General features: G+C 55.5%; 30 protein-coding genes. 21 read left to right on the top strand and 9 right to left on the bottom strand.

What is annotated here, in order from left to right:
* Positions 1-29: 29 nt before the first annotated feature.
* The 4 genes from phnE to ACOQFT_RS05695 are packed head-to-tail and all read right to left on the bottom strand — an operon-like array spanning position 30 to position 4,004.
* Complete coding sequence (gene phnE, locus ACOQFT_RS05710) at positions 30-773, bottom strand: phosphonate ABC transporter, permease protein PhnE (protein WP_209251502.1); 744 nt, start codon at positions 771-773, stop codon at positions 30-32.
* Positions 773-1,543, bottom strand: a complete 771-nt coding sequence (locus ACOQFT_RS05705; protein WP_209251504.1) for a phosphonate ABC transporter ATP-binding protein — start codon at positions 1,541-1,543, stop codon at positions 773-775. Before ACOQFT_RS05705 ends, phnE begins: the two co-directional genes overlap by 1 nt.
* Positions 1,540-2,400 (bottom strand): phosphate/phosphite/phosphonate ABC transporter substrate-binding protein, encoded by an 861-nt coding sequence (locus ACOQFT_RS05700; RefSeq protein WP_170634651.1) that lies wholly within the window; start codon positions 2,398-2,400, stop codon positions 1,540-1,542. The genes ACOQFT_RS05705 and ACOQFT_RS05700 overlap by 4 nt, the downstream gene beginning before the upstream one ends.
* Positions 2,400-4,004 carry a cytochrome c peroxidase gene (locus ACOQFT_RS05695; RefSeq protein ID WP_421597057.1) on the bottom strand — a complete coding sequence of 535 codons (1,605 nt, stop codon included), beginning with the start codon at positions 4,002-4,004 and terminating at the stop codon, positions 2,400-2,402. The genes ACOQFT_RS05700 and ACOQFT_RS05695 overlap by 1 nt, the downstream gene beginning before the upstream one ends.
* A gap of 365 nt (positions 4,005-4,369) precedes the next feature.
* On the opposite strand from ACOQFT_RS05695, the gene mntR reads away from it, so the two are divergent.
* Together mntR and ACOQFT_RS05685 are read left to right on the top strand one after the other, a co-directional pair.
* Positions 4,370-4,822, top strand: a complete 453-nt coding sequence (mntR, locus tag ACOQFT_RS05690; protein WP_170634647.1) for a manganese-binding transcriptional regulator MntR — start codon at positions 4,370-4,372, stop codon at positions 4,820-4,822.
* 470 nt (positions 4,823-5,292) lie between these two features.
* Positions 5,293-5,790 (top strand): L,D-transpeptidase family protein, encoded by a 498-nt coding sequence (locus ACOQFT_RS05685; RefSeq protein WP_170634645.1) that lies wholly within the window; start codon positions 5,293-5,295, stop codon positions 5,788-5,790.
* A gap of 416 nt (positions 5,791-6,206) precedes the next feature.
* Here the strand turns inward: ACOQFT_RS05685 and ACOQFT_RS05680 are convergent, their stop codons facing one another.
* The 3 genes from ACOQFT_RS05680 to ACOQFT_RS05670 all read right to left on the bottom strand — a co-directional run bounded on the left by ACOQFT_RS05680 (position 6,207) and on the right by ACOQFT_RS05670 (position 9,463).
* Positions 6,207-7,160 (bottom strand): helix-turn-helix transcriptional regulator, encoded by a 954-nt coding sequence (locus tag ACOQFT_RS05680; protein WP_170634642.1) that lies wholly within the window; start codon positions 7,158-7,160, stop codon positions 6,207-6,209.
* A gap of 198 nt (positions 7,161-7,358) precedes the next feature.
* Entirely contained in the window at positions 7,359-8,636 is a 1,278-nt protein-coding gene (locus ACOQFT_RS05675; protein WP_170634640.1) for a helix-turn-helix domain-containing protein, read from the bottom strand.
* A gap of 368 nt (positions 8,637-9,004) precedes the next feature.
* Entirely contained in the window at positions 9,005-9,463 is a 459-nt protein-coding gene (locus tag ACOQFT_RS05670) for a hypothetical protein (protein ID WP_170634638.1), read from the bottom strand.
* Positions 9,464-9,882: 419 nt separating this feature from the next.
* Between ACOQFT_RS05670 and ACOQFT_RS05665 the strand changes: the two genes are divergently transcribed.
* The 19 genes from ACOQFT_RS05665 (at position 9,883) to ACOQFT_RS05575 (ending at position 24,490) form a co-directional block, all read left to right on the top strand.
* Entirely contained in the window at positions 9,883-10,239 is a 357-nt protein-coding gene (locus ACOQFT_RS05665; RefSeq protein ID WP_142638830.1) for a hypothetical protein, read from the top strand.
* A 48-nt stretch (positions 10,240-10,287) separates the two neighbouring features.
* A complete protein-coding gene (locus tag ACOQFT_RS05660; RefSeq protein ID WP_170634636.1) occupies positions 10,288-10,701 on the top strand; it encodes a thermonuclease family protein in 414 nt (137 codons plus the stop codon).
* Positions 10,702-11,178: 477 nt separating this feature from the next.
* Complete coding sequence (locus tag ACOQFT_RS05655; protein ID WP_152460688.1) at positions 11,179-11,802, top strand: hypothetical protein; 624 nt, start codon at positions 11,179-11,181, stop codon at positions 11,800-11,802.
* A complete protein-coding gene (locus ACOQFT_RS05650; protein WP_152460687.1) occupies positions 11,799-12,224 on the top strand; it encodes a hypothetical protein in 426 nt (141 codons plus the stop codon). Before ACOQFT_RS05655 ends, ACOQFT_RS05650 begins: the two co-directional genes overlap by 4 nt.
* Complete coding sequence (locus ACOQFT_RS05645) at positions 12,221-12,865, top strand: lytic transglycosylase domain-containing protein (RefSeq protein WP_152460686.1); 645 nt, start codon at positions 12,221-12,223, stop codon at positions 12,863-12,865. The genes ACOQFT_RS05650 and ACOQFT_RS05645 overlap by 4 nt, the downstream gene beginning before the upstream one ends.
* Positions 12,862-13,143, top strand: coding sequence for a hypothetical protein (locus ACOQFT_RS05640; RefSeq protein ID WP_152460685.1), 282 nt, complete (start codon positions 12,862-12,864; stop codon positions 13,141-13,143). The genes ACOQFT_RS05645 and ACOQFT_RS05640 overlap by 4 nt, the downstream gene beginning before the upstream one ends.
* 3 nt (positions 13,144-13,146) lie before the next feature.
* The gene (locus ACOQFT_RS05635) at positions 13,147-13,425 is read left to right on the top strand and encodes a VirB3 family type IV secretion system protein (RefSeq protein ID WP_152460684.1); all 279 of its coding nucleotides are present in this window, start codon (positions 13,147-13,149) and stop codon (positions 13,423-13,425) included.
* Positions 13,418-15,784, top strand: a complete 2,367-nt coding sequence (locus tag ACOQFT_RS05630; protein ID WP_170797136.1) for a hypothetical protein — start codon at positions 13,418-13,420, stop codon at positions 15,782-15,784. The genes ACOQFT_RS05635 and ACOQFT_RS05630 overlap by 8 nt, the downstream gene beginning before the upstream one ends.
* Positions 15,781-15,918 (top strand): hypothetical protein, encoded by a 138-nt coding sequence (locus ACOQFT_RS05625; protein ID WP_170425207.1) that lies wholly within the window; start codon positions 15,781-15,783, stop codon positions 15,916-15,918. The genes ACOQFT_RS05630 and ACOQFT_RS05625 overlap by 4 nt, the downstream gene beginning before the upstream one ends.
* Complete coding sequence (locus tag ACOQFT_RS05620; RefSeq protein WP_152460682.1) at positions 15,918-16,664, top strand: type IV secretion system protein; 747 nt, start codon at positions 15,918-15,920, stop codon at positions 16,662-16,664. The genes ACOQFT_RS05625 and ACOQFT_RS05620 overlap by 1 nt, the downstream gene beginning before the upstream one ends.
* A complete protein-coding gene (locus ACOQFT_RS05615) occupies positions 16,661-17,161 on the top strand; it encodes a hypothetical protein (protein ID WP_152460681.1) in 501 nt (166 codons plus the stop codon). Before ACOQFT_RS05620 ends, ACOQFT_RS05615 begins: the two co-directional genes overlap by 4 nt.
* Positions 17,158-18,213 (top strand): type IV secretion system protein, encoded by a 1,056-nt coding sequence (locus ACOQFT_RS05610; RefSeq protein WP_152460680.1) that lies wholly within the window; start codon positions 17,158-17,160, stop codon positions 18,211-18,213. The genes ACOQFT_RS05615 and ACOQFT_RS05610 overlap by 4 nt, the downstream gene beginning before the upstream one ends.
* A gap of 17 nt (positions 18,214-18,230) precedes the next feature.
* On the top strand, positions 18,231-18,875 hold the full coding sequence (locus tag ACOQFT_RS05605) for a virB8 family protein (RefSeq protein ID WP_152460679.1): 645 nt from the start codon (positions 18,231-18,233) through the stop codon (positions 18,873-18,875).
* Entirely contained in the window at positions 18,875-19,690 is an 816-nt protein-coding gene (locus tag ACOQFT_RS05600) for a TrbG/VirB9 family P-type conjugative transfer protein (RefSeq protein WP_421597056.1), read from the top strand. Before ACOQFT_RS05605 ends, ACOQFT_RS05600 begins: the two co-directional genes overlap by 1 nt.
* Positions 19,690-20,370, top strand: a complete 681-nt coding sequence (locus ACOQFT_RS05595; RefSeq protein ID WP_421597055.1) for a hypothetical protein — start codon at positions 19,690-19,692, stop codon at positions 20,368-20,370. Before ACOQFT_RS05600 ends, ACOQFT_RS05595 begins: the two co-directional genes overlap by 1 nt.
* Positions 20,371-20,381: 11 nt before the next feature.
* Positions 20,382-21,215 carry a TrbI/VirB10 family protein gene (locus ACOQFT_RS05590; RefSeq protein WP_170575215.1) on the top strand — a complete coding sequence of 278 codons (834 nt, stop codon included), beginning with the start codon at positions 20,382-20,384 and terminating at the stop codon, positions 21,213-21,215.
* Positions 21,216-21,333: 118 nt separating this feature from the next.
* Positions 21,334-22,434 (top strand): ATPase, T2SS/T4P/T4SS family, encoded by a 1,101-nt coding sequence (locus tag ACOQFT_RS05585; protein WP_421597054.1) that lies wholly within the window; start codon positions 21,334-21,336, stop codon positions 22,432-22,434.
* Between the two features lie 12 nt (positions 22,435-22,446).
* Positions 22,447-22,605, top strand: coding sequence for a DUF4177 domain-containing protein (locus ACOQFT_RS05580; protein ID WP_152460674.1), 159 nt, complete (start codon positions 22,447-22,449; stop codon positions 22,603-22,605).
* Complete coding sequence (locus ACOQFT_RS05575; protein ID WP_152460673.1) at positions 22,598-24,490, top strand: type IV secretory system conjugative DNA transfer family protein; 1,893 nt, start codon at positions 22,598-22,600, stop codon at positions 24,488-24,490. The genes ACOQFT_RS05580 and ACOQFT_RS05575 overlap by 8 nt, the downstream gene beginning before the upstream one ends.
* A 157-nt stretch (positions 24,491-24,647) precedes the next feature.
* On the opposite strand, the gene ACOQFT_RS05570 is transcribed toward ACOQFT_RS05575, so the two are convergent.
* Positions 24,648-25,112 (bottom strand): SRPBCC domain-containing protein, encoded by a 465-nt coding sequence (locus tag ACOQFT_RS05570; RefSeq protein WP_421597053.1) that lies wholly within the window; start codon positions 25,110-25,112, stop codon positions 24,648-24,650.
* A 3-nt stretch (positions 25,113-25,115) separates the two neighbouring features.
* Positions 25,116-25,439, bottom strand: a complete 324-nt coding sequence (locus ACOQFT_RS05565; RefSeq protein WP_421597052.1) for an ArsR/SmtB family transcription factor — start codon at positions 25,437-25,439, stop codon at positions 25,116-25,118.
* Positions 25,440-25,579: the final 140 nt, after the last annotated feature.

Genomic DNA, 25,579 nt, shown 5'->3' with positions numbered 1-25,579 from the left:
TTTTCCTTGGAGAATTGGGAGATTCCGGCTTAGTTGAACCGTTTTTGCAAGGCCGTATTCAGCGCCTCTGACAATAAAACCAGAACAATGATTGCCAACGTCACGGTCGCAGCCTTTTCATACTGAAACGACCGTACATAGGTTTGCACATACAGCCCGATGCCACCGGCACCGACAATGCCCAGTATCAGGCTTTCGCGCAGATTTAGTTCAAACCGAAATACGGTATCGCGCATGATCACAGGCGCCATCTGCGGCCAGATCGCCCAACGCAACTGTTGAATTCTGTTGGCTCCCGCGCTTTCAAGCGCCGCCACAGGAGCGGTAGCAACGTTGTCGATGGCTTCCGCATAGAACTTTGCCAACATGCCAGTCGCGTGAAATGTGATTGCCAGAATACCGGGAAGTGGTCCCAACCCAACAGCGCCCACCATTAGCATGGCGACCAGGATCAGCGGGATCGACCGGATAACCGCCAGCAAGGCGCGGACGGGGCGCCAAATTGTTGGTGACACCATAGTTTCAGAGGCCAGAAGGGCCAGTCCCGAGGACAGGATTACAGCGAACAATGTTCCCAGAATGGCGATCCTCAGTGTCTCCGCCAGCCCTGTCAGAACCTCGCGCCAAACGGACAGGTCAGGTGGGATCATGCGCCCCATAAACTCTGCCAGACGGGGCCCTGCGCCTGGCAGCTTGCCCAATCCCATATCCCCGCTGGTCAGCGACCACAGGATCGCCAGAGCCAGCATGACCCAAATGACAGATCGGCCCATCAACTGACTACACGCAGCCCCGATGTGACACTGGCGCCGTGATACAGCTCGTCGATGTCCCCGCTGGTAAATTGAGCCGACGGTTTGTCGAACAATACCACGCCATCTCGCAGGCCTATGATGCGCTCGGCAAAGCGGCGCGACAGATCCGGCTGATGCGAGCTGAAAATGACGCCGATACCACGGCTACGTGCAGAGCTTGTGATCAGGCTCAGAATTCGTTCGGCGTGAGCAGGGTCCAAATTGCTGACGGGCTCATCCGCAAGGATCAACTCGGGTTCTTGTGCCAGACATCTGGCAATCGCAACGCGCTGCCGTTGCCCACCCGACAACTGATCGGCACGGCGGCTTGCCAGGTCTGACAGCCCCGTATCCTGAAGCGCCCGTGTCACGCACATGTGGTCCTCTTCCCGGAACCGCCCCCAAAGCGAAGACCAGATATTCATCCGGCCCATCCGACCGTTCATTACATTCTGATAAACACTCTGCCGATCAACCAGTGCGAATTCCTGAAAGATAAAGCCGGTATTGGCACGGTCCTCGCGGGATGGAACCCCAGTTGCCAAAAGTGGCTTGCCAAGCACCTGGGCTTCGCCGTGCCAACCACGCAAACGACCGTCCAACAAAGCCAGCATCGTTGATTTGCCCGCACCCGAAGGACCGAGTAGCGCGACGCTTTCACCGGGCTGCACTGATAGTGAAACTTCTGTAAGCGCCGCTGCACTGGCAAAGTGTTGCGATATCGCGTTGAGTGAAACTACAGGATTCATTTCAGAAACCCATACCGCCGCGCAGTCTCGCGCACGCCCTCGTAAACCGATGGATCAGCAGGAAGATAGCCATCCGGGCCATAGAGGTAGGCCAACAGATGACGGTTCTCACTCTCGTTGAGGCGCAGCATGGTTTCAATGAACTTTGCCTGCAGCCCGGCGTCCAGATCAGGGCGGGCAATGATTGCGTGGCTGGGAATTTGTTCTGATTCCGCCAGCACCTTGACCTCGGCCTGCTGATCCGGGGTCAGATAGAGATCGGCATACTGGCTTGCGCCTGCCGCATCGACCAGTCCGTTGGCCATGGCCTGCATCGCTTGCTGATATCCGCCAGCAAAGAATTTCTGCCCGAAAAAGCTGTCGGCATCGCCCGTGCCCGCGAACAGCCCGGCGCGCACAAACAGATCAAGCGGATAGATGTAACCGGATTCCGAGACCGGATCGGAAAAGGCGATGTCACGTCCCCGGAGATCGGCCAGCGCTTCGATTCCGCTGTCACGCCGCACGAAGACCCGGCCCGAATAGCTGGGTTGCCCGCGATAAACCTCGGACAATAGCGGTACGGCGCCGATCTGGTCTTCGGCCAACACAAAGGGCAACGCTCCCATGAACGAGATATCGGCATCACCGTTGCGCAGCGCCTCAACGGCAGCAGCGTGGTCGAACGTGACAAACCCCGTGACCGGGACGCCCATCTGCTCTGAAAGCCAGCCGGTGATGACGTTGATGTCACCCAACAGCTTTTCGGGGTTCTCCTGCGGGATGAAGGCCAGCTTCAGCCCCTGGTCAGTTGCAGCCATTACGGGCATGGCTGCAGATGCGGCTGCAGCGACCAGAAAATTGCGGCGCGACAACATCAGAACATCCTCTCGTCAATTTCGGCCTGCATGGACTTGAACAGTTCCCACTGGCGGATGGCTTCGGTCCAGTTTCCTTCGGCGCTGGCATCGCCAACCGCTCGCAGGATCGCGGCGAATTCGTAGATTTCGGGCTTGGCGTTCTGATTGACCATGACACTGGCATCCGCGGCCAGATCAGGAGCTACCGTGTCGATCAGAACCGCTATGTTTTCGGCATCCTGCATCGGCAGCAGGGTATCGAGCGTACTGGCGAATGTCGTCAGCTCTTCCCAGGACAAGCGGAATACGCTGTTGCGACCTTCGAATACTTGATAGGGGTCTTCACCGTCTCCAACAGCTTCGACGTAGGCCGTCAGATCTGCGCGCTGTGCTTCGTCCAAACCCAAATTTTTGGTATCATTGAACCAGTCAACAACGCTGGCCAGCGTCGGCAGCGATCCGTCATGCATGTAAGGTGCAGTGAAATTGACGTTGCGCAGCGTCGGGGTTTCGAACGCAGAAGCCGTGCCGCCGGGGAATGGTGGTTCAGCGCTGCCGATGTCGTAGGTCAGACCATCGCGGAACTGACGGTCAGGCGTGTGACACGAAGCGCAGGATTTGTCACCAAGTCCGGCAAATTTGGTGTTGAACAGCAACTCCCCGCGCTTGGCGGCATCTGACGCCAGATCGGTCAGCTTGCCGGACCGGTCGATCTTTGGGTTGGGAAGAAAGTCGAACTGTTTGACATAGGCTTCCAGCGCGTCCAGTTGGAACGGCGTTGGTTCCTTTCCCGCGAATTCGGTCACAATCACATTTCGGATGAACCGGCGCAGGCTGGGTTCGCGCCCGTCGCGGCCATAAGGTGCGGTAAAGCGGATGCCACGCATAGAAGGCGTGTCCAAGTGATCATCGGTCCGGTCATTGAACATTGGATTGAAAAACGATCCGTCCACATCCATCCCACCCGGATGGGATGAAAGGCCCGGAATGAAGAAATCCCGGTTCACGTCGGAGCGGTTGTGGCAGGTCGAGCAGGCGATGCCCAACTCACGCGCCGGGCCGCCGAAGATTTCGGGGCTGTCGAACAGCATGTCACCGTAGGCCACCAGCGGTAGATTAGCTTCATCCTCACCCGCCTCCTCAAACTGAAGAACCAGCCGCGGCAGCTGCGCCTGATCTCCGATGTTTGACCCTGGCGGCAGCGTGGCGGGCATTGTGATTTGTTCGCCGGAAAGCACAACTGTTTCAGGCAGCGGTGTTAACTTGTCGCGTTGGGCATACTCGGATGGCAGATAGTTGGCACGAATATAGGCAGCGACAATGGCCTGAGCTTCTGCAAATTGGTCGGCATCCACCGTTTGGGCGCCGTTGCCCAGTACTCCTGCGCTGCCAAGGGTGGAGTTCAGAACCAGCCATGCCCGGCCCAGGTCGCGAGCCGCCGACGTGTCCGCAGCCTTGATACCATCTTCGAATGCGCGGAACAGAGCAGCCGCTTGCGCGACCTCGCGGGCCGCCTCAGGCTGACCCAGCGCGGTCTTTGCGACATCCAGATGGCGCAGGATTCCCTCCGCAATGGCAGTTGTGCTTGCTTCGAACAGCGCCTGCCGATCTTCGGCTTGCATAGCTTGGTTGATCGCAAGCGCTTCGTTGTCGGAGACGCGTGATAGGGGAGCGACCTGAATGTCACTGCCAGGTGCGGGCGAAGTCCAACTCCTCTCAATTTCATCCCAGGGAACCGGGGTTAGATTTCCCATGAACAAGGTCAGTCGATACGCGGCAGCGCGCGGGGCCCAAGGAGATTCTTCAATCGCCGTGGCATCCGCGATCACTGGCAGTGCGCAAAGAAGTGTGGACGCTATCAGATGTTTCATAGCACTGTCTATTTAAGTTAGCCTTGTCTAATTTAAGGATGAAGGCATGCTCATTGTCAAGCTCGGCTTTCAGGTGCATACACTGGAGACTAGACCAGCGACGTAATCATGAGCCGATGACCGAAACAAAACCGGTAAATTCAGATCGTAGTATTGATACCCAGGCGAGCGGGTTTGAGGCTGTGCGACAGGCTCACCAAAGCGAAATGGTTGAAGACTACGTTGAACTTATCGCGGAGCTGATCCATCAGAATGGTGCAGCGCGCCCGGTCGAAATAGCCGAGCGATTGGGCGTGACCCAACCTACGGTTTCCAAAAATTTGACTCGTTTGAAACGAGAGGGTTTCATTGAGCAAATACCTTACCGCTCACTTCAGTTGACCGATGCCGGGCGTCAATTGGCGGAAGCTTGTAGAAGGCGTCACCGGATTGTCGTGGAGTTCCTGATCGCCTTGGGCGTTTCACCGGAAGTGGCAGAGCATGACGCTGAAGGTATTGAGCATCATGTAAGTGACGAAACTCTTGCAGTGTTTGAACGGTTCGTTGGGCGGGCCGATGAAGCAAAGTAGAAACAAATAGAGCCTCAAATATGTTTGCGAAATTTGGTAGATCTAATTTCAGATAGACAGAGATTGTCCTAAGTTGCAGCTAGACAGTGACGCTATCTGAGGGTGGGTGGCCCGGCGCGAAACTACGTGGTACCTGAAAATCGATACAGGTGCAGCGTAGTGAACGAACCCTTAGAACAAGAATCCAATTCGGTAGACGATCTGGCTCGCTTAATAATCGGCGTCAAGATTTCCAGCGGCAAAAAACCTGACTACAGCAGCGATCTCGATACTGAATAGGCGAAAACTGAAAGGTTGCGTAAGAATAACAAATGTCGAAATCAAAGTGTCACTCATTGCACTGCTGACGAGGTGGCCACAACTGATCACTTGGTTTTCGGTTCCTGTCCTAGTGAGATCCAATACACCTTTGTTCAACTGGCCTTTAGTGATATTCTTTTGAAAAAATCAAAATGAGCCGGGCAGTTCCTATGAAAAGACGTTTGTTTCTCTCTGGCTTCATAGCCGCCTTTTTGTCTGGCTGTGCAAACAAGTTCCGTACTTACAATGGGCCGGTTGTGACTCGGCTTCGGCTATACAAAGGGCAGCGCCTACTTATCCTCGATGGTAGTGAGCGTGTCTTGCGGACTTTTCCGATTGGACTCGGATTTGCCCCCGAAGGTCACAAGCAATTCGAAGGAGACGGGCGAACACCTGAAGGCTCCTATGTAATTGACCGTCGCAATCCCGAAAGCCTTTTCCATCTTTCAATCGGAATCTCTTATCCGAACGAGGCGGATTCTGCGTTTGCCCGAGCTCGGGGTCGTTCTCCGGGCGGTGATATTTTTATCCATGGCGGCCCTCGCCCTGGAATTGATCCCACGAACAAGCGTGACTGGACCGCAGGGTGCGTCGCTGTCACAGATCAGGAGATTGAAGAGATCTACGCTATGGTCAAAGACGGAACGCCAATTGAAATCTATTCATAGAGGGACAGGTTCCAAATAGACAACGATTGCGGATTTGCCTTAGCGCTACGTTGACGGCGTCAGAAGCTATTACTGGAGCTTTCACGGCCAACGCCAGACTCGCTGTTTCGGCGAACGGGTCAGCACCTCCTGTGAAACCACGCTGGGCAAGATCCTCCAGTATACCAGGGCATTGCAGAGATAAGGCCTCAATCTCCAATTTTTGGCTGTTCGAACGAAGGTGACAGCATCTGCTGCCCTCGCGTCTAAGGGCTCTGTAGCCAAGCTTTGAACGTGACGCGTTTTCAGCAGAATAGGAGATTTAGAAACCAGAGTTAGAGTGGGCTCTACTACGGTGGCACAGCGGCGTAAGCGAAATTACGTGAAACTTGCGCCTGCGGTCTTTTCAAAGACAAAGCAGTGCGTTTTAGCCGAATTCAGAGATACCTAATCCGCAATCTTTGATCAATGTTACGCGCAAGTTCCTCGACCACCTCGTTTGCACTCAAGTTAAACTCTCTCACGAGATCCGTGATCTGGACCGGCTGAAAGCTATCAGCGTTCCGAACCAGTCTGCCGTCTTCAAAAGCGATAAACTCGTGAGACCTGCCACCCCAACGGACGATCCCACCGCATAGTCGCTGACTTTCCATATTGACCAGTTCGGCCACAGGGTCGGCAAAGAAATCGCTCCACTTAAGAAATCCAGTACTGACTGCCCGCGCCACTGCCTGTTCAATCGTCCGGCTTTTGAGCTTGGTGGTGATCGAAGCAGTCAGTGCCTCTACCATTCGCGAAGAATGCCCCGTCTGCCTGGCAATGACAGACGGTATCAAACCCGACGCGAGCATCTTCAACACATCCAGTTCATCGCCAGACAGGGAATCCGAGGGAAAGTTGAATACGGTTTCAATGACATCTAGCGCAAGCAGATGCAGGACCTGTGCCTCATGGCGAAGGGCAGGGAGCATTGTAGCGACCAAGGCGTCCCACTCAGACCGCGGCAGATTGGACGTAACCGTAAAAACACCACGCTCACCAAACGGATTGATAGCCGGAATGGAAAGGCCGTTCTGACCCACACCAAATTCCCTTGCAGCCTCGAATAGCGGTGCATGTTCACGCTGGTCATCAAACACAGCCCAATCAATTGGTGCAATCATTGCAGCGCCAAAGCGAATGAGGGGATCGGCCAGAACCAGATCGTTGTCGACGTAATGCCTGACCCATTCGGCCGGGAACGTGGTGCAGCCGTGGACAACGTTGTGATACTTGTCGATATGGGCGTAGGACGCATTTTCCAGTCCAAACCTGGAGCAAATCTCCTGGAGGCGCGCTTCGCCTGTTTGCCTGAAATCCAGTTCAGAATTGCCAATATCCGCGATTTTCATAAGCTGTCTTTCTGTTCCGCGTTGCCGTTGGGGCCGATTAGCAACCTAAAGCTGAACAAACTACTCGGGAATTCCCGTAGCCAATCACAGATTTGAATACGGTTCTGTTCTGGAGGCGGAAACAGAGCGATATCCTGCCGATGAGACACGTCAATTTGAGCAGCTGGCGGGCATAATCCGACACAGCTAAAACCCGCTCTAGTGGTCTTGCGGAAGCCCGTCTTCCTCCTCTCGGGCTCTACGCGCCAAAAGCCCCATGAAACTGGAAATCAGGTTCAATTTACCCCGTTCTTCAGCTTGCACCATGCCGCGAAGGTATCCACCCGAATTAACCACGGGCGGCAACCGCGGATCACTCAGCCTCGCATCCGTGATTACTCCAGCCAGGATCGCTCCCATGATGGTCAACCGATCAATCGCCGCGTGCCAGGCGGAGACATTGGTGCCAATCTCCGAAAGTCGGGACCAAACACCGGTCTCAATCGCAAAGAGGCTTGGCTTGGAATTCTGATCTCCACCACCGGCGATATCGATATGCATGCGCAACTCGGGTGAGGCCAGTTCATAAAGGATGCGATTGTTCACCCGCGGTAGTTTTTGGGCCTTGCGTGATGCCGTATCTGTCGGATGATTGCTTTCTAAGCAATTCGGAGGGCCGTCAGGCCCGAAGCCGGAACAATCTGGTTCCGAGGCTTTTGCCGAGGACATTGAACTCTCGCCATCGGCGTTACAGGACAGAATTGTTTCTTCAATTTGGTCTTGTATATGGGACCCGAAACGGGCTTCGGGTTCACCCGAAATTTCACCGGGTTTTGCGACATGATCTTCGATCCATTTCCAAAGGTCATGAGCCGCTTGAACGTGTAGCTTGAGCGCCTCCAGCGACATGTATTTCAGCTTGTCTGCGCGCGGCCAGGACCGAAACGCGTCCATCTTCGCGTCGAAACCTTCAGGAGGGCAGGGGAGTGAGGCAAGCACGGCCAGGCTGTGTTTCACATATCGATACAGCCGTGATCGATCCCCGCGCAGCTCGTCATGTTCTTTCTTCTCGGCTTTGCTTTGCTCGTCTGCGTCGCGCATCTCTGAAATGAGGTTCAGAGCAGGGGTCAGAAAGAGGCCGAGCCCCTTGCGCTTACAGCGCGCCCCATTTGCACCAAGCCTGCGTTGGAGCAGGCCAATCAATTCCAGTTCTCGTTCGTGATTGTGGATTGTCCGATCTGTCACGCCACGCCCGGCAATCAGTGTTTCCTGGCGCGCGTAGCAAAAGGGTTCCTGAGACGGGTCTCGAAACACGCATGGCGAGATCATGTCGATGATGATCTCAAAGGTGCGAATACACTGGGCCGAAGCGCCCCTGATTTGCGCATAGCACACACAGAGCTGTCGAAACCTGTCTCGGTTCCAACCCTCGGGAAGGCCGTTGTGAAAAGGTATGTTTTCGTGGTGATGTGTGGATGCGATCTGCCGAAAGCTCATTGTTTTGGCTTCCCTTGGAAAAGGTCAGTATTGGCATCGCGTCTTTGCGGGGCATGGAATTCGGAATGGTTCAACGGTCTCATGTTCTACTTCTCATCGGGGAAGCAAAGCGGGTTGAACCTCAGCGAAAAGACACAGAAAAACCGTTCGCACAGATGCGTTTATCCTTGTCAGTAAATTGGGAGTTTCCTATAAATCAGGTGATCAAACGTGACTTAGGAAGATCCCCGCTGAGGCCCCGCCTTGCGGGGGTTTTTTGTTTTTGGGACTAGGGTGTTCCTCTGGCCCAGACGACCTCGGTGCCAATCCGGCTGGCAAGCTTATTGGCATCAGCAGGGGCAACGCATTCACCCACTAGACAAACAATGTCAGTATCGGATGAGCTCGTAATCGCTGAACCCGAAAATGTCGGTCCACTCAACACCAACGCCGCGGAAGAAGCTGGGAGGTTCACAACGATTGCCAAGGGGCAGCCAGGCTGGGATTGGCGCGGGGGCGTGATCGGACCATTGAAAGCTTACGTTGTCGTCATAGCTGCCAACGACCAGATCAAGCGAACGCTCGCAGTCGTCCTCTCGCGACCGACGGCGATAGCTGTAGTGGCGCACATCCCAAACCCTGATGGACCTCACAACGTCGAAATCGGAAGAGGAAAGATCGACGCTGATCGGGGTGGCTTGGAAACCGTCACCGTATTGGCCGTGATGTGACTGGATCTCTTCTATCGAGATCGATGCGTCTACCAGTAATGGCTTAGCGGTGTCATCCGATGGAAGTTCTGGAACTGGGCTAGCACTGGTGCGCTTGATGGCTTCCAACCGTTCCATAGGACCCAAGTCCGAGGGGCTGTGTGACGTATTCATCGGACAGCGCCAGAGTTGAAGCGGAGGTTCGACCGGGTAGGGCGTGATGCGCCGAATGAACTCCGCCTTGGCTGCGACGCAATCAGCCGAACTTGGCCAACCTCCGGCGAGGCAAAGGAATATGGCACAGTCAATTGGATAGGCACTGGCCTGCGTGGCCGGCAGTGCAGCGAGTGCAACTGCAAGGACCTTCGCGCGAGTTCTATTCCTGGATTTTGAGTGTTTCAAGATGGTCTCTCCTGCTTGCGAATCGCTTAAGCAATATCCGGCCAATATATTTCTGACAATCCAATATCGTAAATCGGCTGACTTTCTTATATTGACGTAGATTGTGTTTTAGTCCACAACTTTTGGATGTAGAAGACGGCCCATAGGGGGTCGTCATGGCGGACAACAAGAGACAATACACTGTGGTAACCATCGAGATGGTCCGGGGCCTGAAAGAAGATCAGGTTCCCTTTACATGCCGCTACGAATTTATCGGACTCGCTTCCCTTGGACGACCAAAGTACCACTGCATTTATAGCTCTCCGAACTATGTCGGGGCCTTGTGCAAGTCGAAGATCTCTCGCGCGGGCGCTGAGCCCAGAGAGTTCGATCTTTGGCCGGGGCTTTTTAAGCATCACCAGGAATTTGGCGACGGGCGCATTCTTTGCGTCAAATCGGACTACACAATCGAGTCGATCACTCCAGAGGGTCTGGAAGCGGCGCAGGCTCTGGACGCGAAATCCAAAACCTGATCTGGCACGTTCGAGAACCTGGCTCATCAAATTACTGGGGCAGGGCACATGAAACGGCTCTTGTTTCTCAGCGCTACACTCGCGTCTTTGTTCTTTGTTGCGGTCTGGATTGAACCATCAAAACAAACAAAGACCCTTAGCGCGTCCGAAGTGACTGCCGTTGACGGCGATACGCTCGATCATGGCGAACACCGATATCGGCTTGTTGGGTTTGATGCGCCGGAGACCTATCGGCCGCAATGCCGTGCGGAAAAAACTCTGGGATTGAAAGCGAAAGCAAGGCTGACAGAGCTCATCCAGTCGGCGGACCAGATAGAGCTGGTCATCCAACCAGATCTGGACGTGCATGACCGCTTCCTAGCGGTTGGGCGTGTCGCTGGGCAGGAGGTCGGGGCCATTCTGATTTCCGAGGGTCTCGCGCGCCCATACTATGGCGGCAAACGCCGGTCCTGGTGCGGCTGAAGGAAAGGATCAAACAACGATTTAGTGACAACAGAACAAAACCACCGAGCAGTGAGCGGTCCTGTCGATTGCGCCAACAACCGACAGGACAAGAAACGCCCCAAATCCATCCGGGCATTCCTCAAACATCAAGAGAGAACTGTACTATGGTAAAAACAGTAACCCTAGATGCCGATCTTAGATCGGACAGCACCGCGCCAGAGTCAATGGGTGCGACCCTGAACAACGTGTCTGCGCTTGCGACGGCGCAGCACTGACCAGCGACAGCGCCGAACAGGACATCCCCGACACTTTGGTCAGACCTTCCGGCTGATTGATCCAAGCTGAATGCTGGCTTTCTACGAAGCCCGCGAAGGGCTCAGTGCTGTGTCCCGGCATCCAATTTCCTGCTGCTCAGATGATCGGAACCTCAACCTCATAATAGTAATTATGTAAAAACTACTGACCTATTTTTTGAAAGGCGGAAAGGTGATCACAGTGGCCTTCGACACTATCGAAAGCAAGATTGATCGGCGCTGGGTGCCTGCCGCCCAGAGCTTCGAGCAAGCCCGTAAGGACATTCTCACCGTAATCCGCCACCTTGCCGGAGAACGGTCAACCATCAAGCGCGGAATGCGCGAATACTGGCTGGAAAGCGATGCCCGCGCCACGGCTTTCGGAATCGCGCTCGAAATGTTCCATGTCCTCAATGATCTTGAGTATGTCCGTGCAAATCGGCTCTACAAAGCCTTGAAGTTGCACGCAGACGTTAACAAGGCGTTGGGTCCGAAAGAGCTGTTCCGCTTTGCTTCACCGGAAAAGGCCGCTGCGCTCATCCAAAGCAGCAGCCGAGCAAACTATGCCAACTCATACGCAACCCTGAAATTCGGTTGCGACCTGTCAGGCACAATCGACGCCGACACCGCGCGCGACGTTCTGAACCGGCATGAAGCCCTTTGGTTCGTTTACCCAAACGCCACCTATCACGTTCACCTGATCCGTGAGGGTGTCTGGCTGGACATCGTTATGCCGCTTGAAGTGGTCGTTGAGCTGCGCCTTGAAGTGGATTTCGCAATGCAAATCCGACAAGCGGAACTTGATGCGCAGGGAGCTTTGTCATGAACAAGCCTGCGCGCAAAGTTCTTCCTGATCGTCGGCTGGCTGAAACACGCCGCGTTGAAACTCCGCAAGGGCACACTGCCTTTGTCACCATCGGGTATGATCCGGCGTCGCCAATCAAACCCCGTGAAGTGTTCTATAGCGGCGGTTTTCGCTCTGGCAGCGACCTCGAATACCATCTGCATGATCTGTGCGTTCTGATTTCGCTGTTGCTGCAGCACGGCGTAGCAGCTTCGTTTCTGTCGCGCTCTATCGCTCGCAAGACTTCGGCCCTTGGTGGCGAAGAATACGCAAGTCTCGCAGGCTGGTTGGTGGATGCTGTCAGCATTCCGCCGTCCTGGACTGATGAGTACGTGGCCGCGACCGGCGACGAACAGAACCCCTCCAATTCCTCGCCAACTCAAGCAAAGGAGAAATCCGAATGATCGCAGCAATGCGGCCCCTTCTGCTCGTCTCCACGGCATTTGTGGCGACCGGCGCAAGCGCCCAGGTCATCGAATACGAGCCGGATGGCAGCGTGTTTCTGAACGGTGCGCGGGCAGAAATCGTCAATGGCGTCGTTCGGCCAATCCGGATGCGTGAGTACACGCTTGACGAAAAACCGGAAGCGCCGAAGGCCAAGCCACAGGAAAAGATCGAGATTGCGGGCAAGGCACCGCGGCCTCGCAGATCCTCGGGCGGCTGGTCGCAGGAGCGGATCGTCAAAGAAATCCACGCAGCGGCGGAACGCCATGACATTCCGGCCGAGTTGTTCATGGCGCTGGTCTGGCAGGAAAGCCGGTATCGGGCTGACGCTCTGTCACCCAAGGGTGCCTATGGCTTCGCACAGCTCATGCCCGGAACGGCGAAAGACCTGGGCGTGAACCCAAAGAACCCTGCAGAAAATCTCGACGGTGGTGCCCGCTATTTGGCGGCGCAGTACCGCGAGTTCGGAACCTGGAAGCTGGCGCTTGCCGCCTACAACGCCGGGCCTCACCGCGTCGTCGAATACGGCGGCGTCCCCCCCTTCACCGAAACCCGCAATTACGTGCGGATCATCCTAAGCAAAGTGAGCACTTCCTCATGAAAAGAACCCACTTCTACCAGCAGATGGCGTTTTTCGCGATCACTGCGTTCATCATCACAGCAGCGCCCGCCTCCGCTGGCTGGCTGCAAGATGCCATTGGCGATTTCATCAACGAAACGCTGGCCGACTCGAAGGTCGTTGGCGTCAGCCTTGCCGCTGTCGGCTTCATCTGGGGCTGTCTCGCCTACGTGTTCGGCTGGGGTTCGCTGAAAGGCCCGGTAATCGCTATCGTCGTCGGCGCTGTTATCGGCCTCGCTGATACATTCATCGGAGGCTGATTGATGCCGCGCCGCAATACGGTCTTTCGCGGCCTGAGCCGCCCCGCAGAATGGGGCGGCTTACCCGTGATCTATCTGCTGGTGATCCTCGGGATGACCATGCTTTCGTTCTTCATGTTCGGGATAGCGCCAGCAATCATTGCGGGTTTTGTTTTCTACACCGGGCTTCGCCTCTTTTACGAATGGGAACCGGCTTTCTTCCGCGTCCTGTCCGTAACCCTTTCCAAAACTCCGCGCACCAAAAACCGCCAGCATCATGGGGGAGATTACTATAGTGCCTAAGCCTGCTGCACAGGATTTGTGGACCCTTGCCCGCTCGTTGATCGAGCCGAGCTGGCGCAAGGATGAAATGAGCCTCTTTCAGATGTTGCCGTATGGCTATGTCGTGGACGATGAGGTCATTTCTACACGCAACGGTGGCCTCATCGCCGCTGCAGAAATCACCGGAATCAACGCAAACACGCTGGACGAAAACGAGTTCGAGTTCCTGGCCGAACGGTTTGAGCGTGTATTGCGCACGACACCCAATGAGGTGGCCTTTTATGTTCATCGACTGACCGTCCCAGCTGAGACTGGTCATGTCATCACAGATCCAACCGGCTTTGCCGGTGCAGTGGCGCAGGCCATGCGCTCAGCGTCCGTCGATGCAGAGCTGAAAGAACGCAAGATCATCATCAGCGCCATTCTGCAAAAGCGGCAGGATGAGCGGGCAAAACAGATGTTCGGCATGTCGTCTGGAACGATAGACGAGGAACGCCGCGAAATGATGGAACAGCTCGACGGTGTGTTCACAACACTGGCGGGCACGCTGGGCGAGGCCCGTATGCGCCGGCTGAAGCTCAGCGAGGGGCGTTGGCTCGGCTATTATGGAATGCTGTTGAACGGTCGGTATCAGCCGATCATTCACACGAACATTGCAGAACCCATCGCCTTCAACATGCCGCAAGAGGATGTGCTGTTTCAGGGCAAGCGCGGCAAACTGGTCACGGGCGACGATCAGGAACGCTCCATCCGTGTCTATTCCCTGAAGAATTACCCGATGGCTTCGTTCCCCGGCATTTTCGACGGGCTAGACCTGCCGGTTGATGTCGTGATTTCGCAATCCTTCCTGCCGATCAGCCGCGCCCAGGCGCAGGAAATGGAACGCCGCAAGTCGGGACAAATGCGCTCGGCAGGCGACAAGGCAAAGTCGCTTGAAGAGGATTTGTCCATTCTGGCGGACGGCATTGCCTCCGGCACCATGTCACTCGGCAAGCACCACCTGTCGATCTGCGTGTTTGGGAACGAGGAAGATCTGAAAACCGCCGAAAAACACATCATCGGTGAAATCCAGATTTCGGGTGGCACGGTGAAGCGCGAAGCGATGTCGGCCCGTGCCGTGTACTTCGCACAGCACCCCGGCAATTTCGCGTTCCGCGCCCGTGAAGAACTGATCACGGACCAGAACTTTGCGGATATGGTTGCGTTCCACATGCGCCCCAAAGGGTTGGATGCGGAAAAGCTACCTTGGCCGGGGCCATTGGCGACTTTCCCGACGACACACGGGGACAGCTACGATGTTTCGCTGCACCTTCCCAAGACCAGTAACGACCCTGAAAACCTGCCCTCCGGGCATACGATCGTTCTTGGACCGAACGGCTCGGGTAAAACTGTGATCGCGATGCTGCTGGCAACAATGGCGGTTGCACAGGGCGCGCGGATCATCGCTTTTGACAAAGACCGGGCAATGGAGGCTCCAATGCGGGCGCTCGGTGCGCAGTACATCCGCGTCCGAGTTGGTGAGCCAACCGGCATGAACCCTTTTCAGACCGAGACGGATGAGGCTGGGCAAAGCTGGCTCGCCAATTGGGTCATTGCCCTGTTGAGCTATGACGAACCACTGACCACCGATCAGAAGGATGAAATCACAAGGGCTTGCCAAGCCAATGCCACTTTGCCGCCTGCGCTTCAGAACTTCGATTCACTGGTGGAACGGTTCAGAGCCTTTGACGATGACAAGAACCTGTACAAGCGTGCAAGTGAATGGGCGGGCGAAGGCCGCTTGTCCTGGATGTTTGGCGAGGGTGGCTCAGATCCGTTTGCTGCTGGCGACCGTCATCTTGTGTTCGATATTTCTGAGGTTCTGGATGACGAATTGGTGCGGCTGGCATGGATCAGCTACGTCATGCGCCAGATTGAACGCCGCTGCGCCACCAAGATACCCACTGTCTTTGTGATTGATGAAGCATGGGTAATTGCTGGCAACCCTTATGGCGCTGGCATCCTCATAAATGCCTACACCACGTATCGGAAGCTGAACGTCATGATGATGATGATGACGCAGATCCCCGATCACCTCCTGTCGTCAGCGGCAAGTAAGTCGATCCTGGAAAACACCAGCACGCAACTCTTGTTCCCCTCTCGATCCGGCAATGAAGCAGACTACCGGGCAATCGGCTTGAACGATTCAGAGCTGGGCGCGCTGAGGGCGCATTTTGGCGACCGCGTAATGCTCATGAAGAAAGGTGATGAGAGTGTTTGGCTCGATGTCGATGTCGGCGCGCTCGGCCCGCTTCTTCGTGTTCTGAGCGGATCAGACGGAAAATCGTTCCCTGATCCTGACTGGCGAAAAAACCCCAACTTCTGGAAGGAAATCACATGAAAGCCCGCCTTGTCATCACCCTTGTAGTTCTGGCCGCTGTCTCGGCCTGCACCAGCACCTATTCGGGCTATCGCAGCAAATGCGCCTGTGACTTTGAGCGCATGACCTCCCCTGAAAACTTGGAGTTTGTCTGATGGATATTTCAAAGAAATTCCGCACAACCATTGCTGTTTCGGTTCTGGCCGCCCTGCCAGTTATGACGGCAGCCCAAGGTGTTCCGACCATCGACGCCACGGCCATTGCACAGGACGCAGCCAATTCGGCCCGCGAAGTCGCGGAAATGGTCCGCCAATACGAACAGCTGATGCAACAATATGAGAAGCTCGAGCAGCAGAGGGCACTGCTCGAAAACTCCCTCAAAACCATCAGTGGTCTGACGGATCTGGACCAGTTCAACAGCCGCAGCTTTCTGAAACTGGCAACGGCAGCTGACACGCTTGGATACGCCTTGAACGCGACCGAAGATACGATTGGCGATCTTCCAGGCGTCGCCGGACTCGCGATGGAACGCCGATCAATCAGCCTGGGGCTGAACAATGGAATCCTTAAAGAATTCAGTACGTCAGACGTGCCAGCCCGGCGCATTCTCTCGGAGCGAGGTGGCGCTGGCTTGATGGCATCGGCCTTGGGTGAGAATGGCTATGACATGGCCGGTCAGCTCTCCGAAGATGCAGAAAAGCTGCGCGGTGAAATCGGTCAGCAAGAAGATCTGAAGGATGCAATCGACTACAACACGGCGGTTCTCCTTAAACTCCTTCAGGTTGAAATTGAAATCTTACGCGCAACCTCGGCTAATGCTCTGGCGTCGGGCACGGATCTGGCTGCAACCGCTGCCGATCTTTCGACACTCAGCAACTATGTACGAGGAACCTCACAATGAAACTCCGCTCAACTCTCATCCTGACCATTGCAGCCGCCGCCGTTATGTCGGGGGCTGCATCGGCACAGGTGAAGCTGCGCCCATCACCCAAGGTCGATATGCCGTTCGGTGAATATCGTAAGTGCCTTGGGTACTCGGGTGCGCGTGAGTACGGTCGTCAATTCGTCAAAAACGATCAAGCGCGCATGGCCGAAGCGGGCCAATCCGCAGACAAGCAGCCTCTTGTGACCAACTGGTCGGTGGTGATCCTGAATGAACAGGTCATCGCTGCGCACGAGGCCACCATCGAGCAATGCATTCTGCGCAAATCTGGCGAGACCTTCAGCACCGAATGTCCGCTGGGCGGTTTAAGCCGTGAGGACGCCGCCCAAAAGGTCGGAGCTGACCAAGACGAGTTTTGGACCCAACCGTCCGACAATCTTGCCGCGCTGAAAAAAGAGCAACGGACCCGTCTGGAAGCTCTGCGCCCTGCAATTGAGGAGGCTTGTGGGCCGTGATCCAAGATTTCGTCAGCTCGATTGAGGCTGCGCTAAATAACTTCTCGCAGCAAGCATACAACAGCCTGGCGGCGGATCTAGCATCCGCCCTCTGGGCAATAGCCGCGCTGATCTTCGTGGCAATGCTGATCAACGGTGTGCTTCAAATCCGAGAAATCGGGTTTGGTGGCTATGTCGGCTGGATCATTCGGGCGACGATCATCATTGGTATGGCTTCTAGCTGGAGCTTCTTTCAACCCATTTATCAGGGCATTTCGAGCCTCCCAGACACGATTGCCGGAGAACTGACCGGCACAACAAATGTCTGGGAAGCACTCGATGACATTGCGCTTCAGTGTTTCTTGATGGGCCAGCAGGCTATTGAAAACGCAACCTGGGGTCTGAGCATCACCGGGGCTATTCTCTGGGTTGTTGGGGCTGTCATCGTTGCTTTTGGCACCGGCATGGCGCTGATCGCAAAAGGCGGTCTAGCGGTCCTGCTGGGTCTAGCGCCTGTTTTCATCGCAACGCTGCTCAGCTCGGCAACAGCCAATATCTTCGCAGCCTGGGCGAAAACGACTGTTGGCCTGATCATGGTCATCGTCGTTCTGACAGGCATCGTTTCTCTTATTCAGGCCCTTTTCAGCTCCGAACTGACCGCTGTTGAGGATGTGAACAATATGGAGGCCAGTGGCCGGTTTTTGGCGATCTGCATTGTTTCAATCGTGATGCTCACGCAGATCCCGTCGCTCGCGGGCGGGATGTCGGGTGCAATCGTTTCGGCATCCTCGGGTCTTGCCGTGGCAACTGGTGCTGCAGCAGCCGCAAGAAGTGCATTGGGCACTGCAAGCGACGGCGCAAGGGGTGCAGTAGCCGGTGGGAAAACTGCCGCTGCTATGGCTTCCGCAGCACGTGACGGGACTGGCGTTCGTGACAGCGCGTCTCGCGCAATGCAAGCGCGTCGGGACATAGCGCACAGAGCCCGAAATCAGGATGGGGCAGCTCGTCAGAGCTACGCCGCTGACCGTTACCGGCAGAGCATTCGACAAGCTCGCGCCAATAAATCTTCATAAATCGAGGTACAGAGCAAATGTCACACGTGACAGATCACGAAAAAGAACTCTTTCTGGGCGCACGCCGCGATGCCTTCAAATGGCAGGTATTCGGCATGGTCGGCATGGCAATGGGCGTGGCCTCTATGATTGGCTGGGCGATGCTCCTTCCCCTGAAGGAAATCCGCGCGGTGCCATTCTCCATTGATCCGGACACGAAACTGCCGGTCCTGCTGACTGAAAAAGTCGAAGAACTGGAACCTTCTGAGGCGATGGCCTTCCGTGAAGTCGCAAATTATGTGCGCGACCGGGAAACCTATGATGTCCAGGACAACAACGAGCGCCTGAAATCGGTGCTGCGTCGTTCTGATGAGCTGGCCGAAACGTCCTACCGCGAACTGTGGGACGGTTCGAACGACAACCATCCTGACGAAATCTATACGCCCAAGACAAAGGTGCAGACCGAAATTCTGGGCGTCTCGCCGGTCAACGATGAGACGGTGCAGGTCGAGATCCGCAAGTCCCTGATCGTGCCAAACCAAGCAACGGCCTCAGCCCGCTACGTGGTCACTGTGACCTACGGGTTTGAGGAAAAAATCGTGACGTCGATGGATGAGCTTCTGGAAAATCCGTTCGGCTTCGTCGTCACCAACTACCGCGTAGACGCCATAGGGAAGGTCTGATGCAGCGTTCTTTCAAAACACTCACCGCCACCGCCGCAGCAGTTTTGGCATTCTCTACGCCTCTGCTCGCTGAAATCACACCGACGCCAGACGGAAAGAATGCGGATCATCGCATCACGCATTTCCATTACGTCGAGAACCAGGTGTACCGCATCACTGTAGGTGAACGCCTGATTACCTATGTTCACTTTCCGCAGGGCGAGACCGTCCGCAGCATTGGCGCGGGCGACACTGAGAGTTTTCAGATCACCCGCCTGCAGGAAGGTCGCGTTATTGCGTTCAAGCCAGAAATCCTGAACTCGGATTCAAACCTGACCGTCCTGACCAATCGCGGGACATACAACTTCTATCTGGTTCCGGCCGAGAGCGCCGCCGAACGCAAACGTGTTCCATTTCGGGTCACGTTCTACAACAAAAACAACAGCGGCGGGACCACAACGCGTCGCGGCACAGTCGCTCGGAGCGAGCCGAAGCCAACTGGCCGGTTTGTGAACCAGAACTATTCGCGCTCGGGCAAAGCGGACTTTGCGCCCACCGCCGTGTGGGATGATGGCGTTCACACCTATATGCAAATCCCGCAGGATGCGGAGTTGCCGGGGATTTTCCGTGTCCTGCCTGATGGCCGCGAGCTGATGGTGAACACCACAGTCAAAGAGCGCGGCATTATCCAGGTGCAGGGCCTTTCCGACCTTTGGACACTGCGCATCGAGGACACTTCGATCTGTGTTCGAAACGATGGCGACGAGTTTCAGCAGGCAAGTGTGAGCGGTAGGCCCGTCACTTCACAGACAGTTAAACCGGGGGGCAGTAAGTAATGAACCGCGATCAGACAATTGCGGTACGGGCGGCGGCTGAACAGCCGTCGCAACGTGTCCGGAAGAAGTTCGACCCTAAGAAGCTGATGACCGTCGCAATAGCAGGCGCGGTGTTCCTGGGCTTTGTATGGTTTGTCATGGGCGACGAAGGCAAAAGCACGAACACGGGTGTCCGCGTGGACGCTTTGCAGCAAGGTGGTGGCGAACGATACGGGCTTTTGACCGCACGGGGGCCAGAGGTCGATGAGCCAGAACCAGAGGCTTTGCCCGAGGAAATAGCGGTGGCAACACCGGCATCAGTGCCGCAGGTCGATTCCGAAGGGCTGAAACAAGCCCTGAAAACAATCGAGCAACAGAATGGCCGGATTTCCGATCTGCAAGACGAGCTGACGGATGCCAAGGTTTCGCTGTCCGAAAAAGACGGTGAAATTGCAACGCTGACCCTGACCAACGAGCGCCTTCAGGTCAGATATGATGAGCGCGAGAAAAAGTTTCAAACTGAGCTGGCCCAAGCGGTCGCTGATGCAGAAGCCCGGGCGCTCGCCAGTATGAGCCACTTGCAGACTACAGGTCTGACCGATGATGAGCGGCGCAGGCTTGAAGAACTCAAGCGGATGCGCCAGCGGCAGAACCAGTCGGACGGCATTGTGTTCGATGAAAACCCATACGGCAGAAACTGATGGAGCTGACGATGAACAGAACAGCACTCACCCTCGCCCTGGTCACGTTGGCCTCAAGCGCGATGGCACAGGACGCACCCGGTCAAAACTACCAGCCGATCAATGGTGGATCGCAGCCGGTCATTTTCCAACCCTTCCCTGCAGCGCCGCAGCCGGTTCAAGTCCAGCCAGACGACACCCGCCTGCCTGAAGATCAACGCGGCTATCAGGAAAACCAAAACACGACATGGCAAAACAATCTGGTCGAAGAATATCCCCCCATCGTCGGGGCCTCGATCATTGACGATCCGTCGCGCACCCTGACGCAAGGCACGGTTTTGTCGGCTGTGTTCGGTGGCGCGGTCAGCTCGGAGTTGCCCGGCAGTGTCGTGGCGACGATTACACGTGGCGTCTACTCGATGGACGGCACGCGTTTGCTTCTGCCGCGCGGATCGAAGCTCTTTGGCGAGTATCGAGCGGACACGACATTGGCGCAAACGCGCATCATGATCGTTTGGAGCCGTGTCATCACGCCTGACGGCCTGTCAACTCAGGTCGGATCGGCTGGTACGGACGGTCAAGGCCGGACTGGTGCGACCGGCAGGGTGAACACACACTTTGGGAAACGGTTCGGAACTGCAGCGCTGTTGTCCATCATCGGCATTGCGCCGGTGGCACTGGTCTCTGACAACGATAGCAACAACTCGGTTCGCACTGATCTGGCAACGCAAGTGGGGTCTAACCTGCAGAACGCTACGGCAGCGGCGCTTGATGAATACCTGCGCATTACTCCGACAGTCTTTGTCGATCAGGGCAGTCGCATCAACGCCATCCTGCAGCGCGACGTTGTGTTCGATAGCTTCTGAGCGCGAGCCAATGAGCCGACCGCCTCAGCAGTCTTTCCGGCCGCTGCCAGCATGATCGAGTGCGGTAGCGGCCTTTTTTGAAGCAAATTCAGCACTTTTTGGAAGCAATGAATCTTATGTGGATGCCTTCGTGTTCGAGGCAAAGCCGAGATGCAGCGAAGGCAACCTCCAGTGTTCAAAAAAGTGCTCTACCAAGGACAAGAACATGAGCGGGCGGAACGGCAATAGCCTTCTGGAATACTATACAGGCAAGATCGAGCATCTGTTGCACGATGAAAGCCTGAGCGAAATTTCTGTGAATCCTGACGGATCGGTCTGGGTCGAAGAAATGGGCACAACACACATGACCAGGACAGACATTACTCTGAACAGAGATGATGTGGAAAACATCGGGCGCTGCGTGGCCGGATTCAGCGATGTGACATTCGGAGAAAAGAAGCCGATTGCGACGGCCAACGTGCCGACACAGCAGGGTAAAGCGCGGGTGCAGGTTGTGATTCCGCCAGCAACAACCGGCGTGGGGTCCGTGGCGATCCGCCTGCTCCGCGTGAAAACCGTCGATCTGGGCGCGTTCAGCTTCGCCAGCAAAGAGGCGGCGTTGGCAGAAAACAATGATCACAGCGCGCTTGAAAAGGCTCGGGCTGCTCTCGCTGCCGGAACAATGAACTTTGACGAGCTGGCCGACCTTGCGATGCTAAGCAAATGGAACGTGATCATTGCCGGGGGCACCTCGTCTGGCAAAACCACTGTTCTCAATGCAATGCTGAAGCGCGTCGATCCTGGCGAACGGATCGTGACGATTGAAGAAGTGGCCGAGCTGGACATCGAGCAACCCAATTCTGTCGATCTACTTGCTGACCGTTCCGAAGAAGATGGCCCTCGATCACCAACAAAGCTGCTGGAATCGGCGCTGAGGTTACGGCCTGACCGCCTCGTCTGCGGTGAAATTCGGGGCGACGACGCAAATATGTTCCTGGAACTGGTGAACACCGGCCACGATGGTTCTGTTTGTACCATGCACGCCAACTCACCAGTAGATGCCATTGGACGTATGAGCAAGATGGTGCGTCGCGGATCTCCGACCGTTCAAAAGTCAGAAGTGGTCGATGACATCCGGGCCACCATTCACATGATCGTTCACATGAAGAAAATCGGTGACGAACGGAAGGTCAACGGAGTGATCTTCCCACCCCTGATGACCGCTGATCAACTTATCTGAAGGAGAAATAGAATGAAAAAATTTGAGTATCGTAATGTCTTGATGCGGGTAGAGGAAAATGCAGGCGAGAAGTTTGCGAAGCTCGGGCAAGACGGTTGGGAAATGGTCGGCGTCGTACCTGCCGAGTTTGGCATCGTGTGCTTCTTCAAACGCGAGCTGACCGATGGCTGAGTTTCAGGATCTACCCAAAGGCAAGAAGGTCGCGATAGCCGGTACTATGGGCTTTATCGCTACCTCGGCTTGCGCGGTGTTGGTGGTCGGGCTGGCTCTCGAATACATCAACACCAGAGGCTTTCGCGGGCTGGACATCTGGGCGATCCCAGAGAAGTTCATGGCACAGCCTGCAGAGACGCAGCAGATCATGGGTCTGGTGGCGGTGGTCGCAGTGGGTGTTTTGACCTTTGCATTTGTGGCGGCTGCGCTGCGTGGTCCCTCAACGAAATACGGTGATGCGACCTTTGCAAAGGCCCCTCAGCTCGTCCAGGAAGGCTATGCGTCGGTTCTGAAGCTCAAAGACAAATTGGATAGTGAAATCGTGTTTGCCAAATTTGGTGAGCCAAAGGACAAAAACGCGATCTACTATAAGCCCGGCCCCGGTGTCCAAAAGCCGCACGCGATGTTCATTGCCCCGTCTGGTTCGGGCAAAACCAGCGGCTTTGTGATCCCGAATGTCCTGCGTTTCAATGGGTCTTGCGTCGTCCTGGACATCAAGGGCGAGATTTTCCAGACAACCGGCGCGCGTCGGGCAGCAATGGGCGATGAGGTTTTTATGTTCGACCCCGAGAACCCCGACAAAAGCCACAGCTACAACCCTCTGCGCCGCGCAGCACGTGCCGACAATCTGGACCGGCGATGGGAAGAAGTGATTCAGGTTGCAACTCAGATGTTCGACACGCCCAGCTCGTCCGCGCAGGGCTTTATGGGTGGTGTTGAAGGCATGTTCTGCGCAATGGCGATGCTGGCGATCAAAAGAAAGCGGCCATACATTTCCGAAGTCCTGCGCCTGGTCAAAACGACCAAGCAAAAGGACTATGAGAAAATGGCTGAAGAAGTTGGATATGCGCGAGCTGCAGATGAGTTTCTGAATCTTGCAGCCGAAGAATCCAAAATCCTGCGGTCAACGATTTCGGTTATGTTGAACTCCGGCCTGCAGCTCTGGCGCAACCCGTCGGTAGCAAGAGCCACGCAGGGCAATGACATCAACTTTGAAGATCTGCGTCGGCGCCCCAGCTCGATCTACTTTTCCGTGCCAGGGAAAAAGGTCAAAGAGTTCCGGACGCTCATTCGCCTGTTCTTCCTCGATCTGGTGAACACCATCGAAACTGTTGAGCCGGGCGAAGATGAGCCGTTCAAGGTTTTGATGCTGCTCGATGAGTTCCAACGCCTCGGCCATCTTGAGCGCGTTGTTGAAGCCTATGACACCATGCGATCGTTCGGGGGCAGGCTCGTGGTGATTTCGCAAACACTGTCGCGCCTACAGGACATTTATGGGCACGAGGGTGTGCGGGCGATGCTGGCAAACGCTGGAACCCAGATGTTTGCCGCCTCAGAGGATTCCGAAGTACGCGAACATGTGTCCAGGTCCATCGGGGACAAAACGGTCATAAGCAAGTCGAAGTCTCGAGCACTCGGCAAGATGGAAATGGGCAGCATATCAGAGCGTGAAGAAGGCATTCGGCTGCTCCGGCCAGAGCACGTTGGTCGTCTGCCGGAAAACGAGGTTGTGCTGATCCGCGAAGGCAAGATGCCCGTGATTGCGAACAAGATTCGATATTTCGAAGATCCTTATTTCATGCAGTTCCTTGGTGGCGACACGCCAAAGATCAAAGGGACACACCTGGATCTTGCTGAAGAGCAGGCCAAGGATACGGCAAAGGCAGTGGCTGATGCGAAACCGGCCCCTGCCCCGGTGAAAGAGGTTTCTGAAAAAGACCAGGAACTTCAGGCGGCATTTGATGCGCAGCGCACGGTCGCAAAGCGGAAAAGTCGGTCAGCGAAAGATATGGCGATGGAGAAAATGAAAGCCAAACGGGCTGAAAGTAGCGCCTTCACTTGACGGGGGTAACAGGACGCGGCCGAACCGGACCTTACTTCAATATGCAGAGAACGGCAGGAGAGAGCCCACACCTACCAAATGCCGCACGCCGCTCGAATGGCCGCTCACAGCGCCGCCGTTTGGAGGAATGAGCGGCCATAGACTTTCTACTGCGCAATCAAGCGACCTTTTCAGTCAACATCGAAGCTAGATTATCAAGTGCCTTCGTATAGCCGTCGCGATGACCTTGGACGCCGCCCTTTCCCACAAACGATGTAACCTGATCTGTCAGGTGCAAAATGGTGGTTCCATCTGGCGCTTTGTTAAGATCGAACGTGATGAGCGCGATGGTCAGCATGTTATCGCCGTCCCAAAGCTCCTCCGTGAAGGTGATAAGCTTTCCTTCTTCAACGAGATGGTAAGCGACATCCATGCGCCAATTCAGTTCCTCACCGCGTGTGCCGCATATGCCTGTCTCCGAACCGCCTGTTCGGACGTTGCTTTCCAGAATGCGGATTTCGGTTGTGTCGTCAGGTGCAGACCACATCTCGCGGGCTTTCGGGTCCGTGTAGGCTCGGAATACGTCCTCTGGTGAAGCTGGTAGCGATTTTTCCAGCGTCACGGTCTCATGGTAAATATCCATGGGTCAGTCCTTTTTGTTGTGAGTGAGATGTTCGGAAAGCTTGTCGAGGCGCGCTTCCCAAAGTGCGCGGCGATCAGAAAACCATTTTTCAAGCTGGCTCATCGCTGCCGGGTTAATCGAGCAAGTTCGAACCCGACCGATTTTCTCGCTCGTGATGAGACCTGTTCTTTCTAAAACGCCGAGATGTTTAGTGAATGCCGGAAGAGCCATGTCATAAGGCTCTGCCAGTTCGCTTACGCTGGCAGGGGCTTTCAGCAGGCGCTCCACGACCGCTAATCGCGTGGGATCAGCAAGAGCGTGGAACTGTGTATGTAATTGGTTATCCATTTGGTTAAGTTACAGAGCAAACGACTTAGCGTCAATAACACTTTGCTATTTGGTTAAGTTTAGTAGCGGCTTCAGATTAGGCTGCTGTGAGCCCAAAGAGACCGCTTCTGCAGCGGGCATCAATGTCAGCTTCTCTGGTG

The sequence above is a fragment of the Ruegeria sp. MALMAid1280 genome (assembly GCF_049195285.1).
Lineage (GTDB): Bacteria > Pseudomonadota > Alphaproteobacteria > Rhodobacterales > Rhodobacteraceae > Ruegeria.
The sequence above is the reverse complement of the archived record's forward strand: the minus strand, read 5'-3'. Positions and strand labels throughout refer to the sequence as shown.